Raw genomic sequence first — 582 nt, 5'->3', positions numbered from 1 at the left:
ACGGCGTCGGCCAGGGCCAACAGGTCGTCGGGGTTGGGGACCGGCGCCTGCTCGGGCAGGGCCAGCCGCATGACTTCCCAGCCGCGGGGCACGGTCAGCCGTTCGGCGTGCTCGGCACACAGGTCGTAGCAGTGGGGCTCGGCGTAGGTTGCCAGCGGGCCCAGCACGGCGGTGGAATCGGCATACACGTACGTCAAAGTAGCGATGGCCGACCGCTGACAGGCCGAGCGTGAACATTGACGAATGGATCCCACGAGAATGCATCCTACTCCGGGCCTTCCTCCTTCCCGACCACCGGCGCGGGCCGGTGGTCGAAGATTAGGTCACAATCGGGTCGCGCGGACGCGGCCCGCCGGACGGCGCACCGCTGGCGGATGCTCCGGAGCGACGCTGCCGGTGCCGGGTGGGTCGCCGCGGGACGCTTCGGCGTACCGCCGCGGGGCCCGGGTGCCTTATTCCGGTCCCCGGGCTTAAAGTCGGTATATGGACAACGGACCATCACTGACCCTCTCGCTGGACAGCGACGGCGGTGGCTGGCGCCGTCCGTTTGCCGCACGACGCCGGAACCGCCGCGGCCGCGGG

General features: G+C 70.6%; 1 protein-coding gene. It reads right to left on the bottom strand.

The features are described from left to right. On the bottom strand, nt 1-254 hold a 254-nt coding region (locus AC5RUJ_RS18005; protein WP_494156486.1), incomplete at its 3' end, for a DUF3499 domain-containing protein. Nucleotides 255-582 lie beyond the last annotated feature (328 nt).

The organism is Arthrobacter sp. Y3223164, assembly GCF_059091005.1.
The sequence above is the reverse complement of the archived record's forward strand: the minus strand, read 5'-3'. Positions and strand labels throughout refer to the sequence as shown.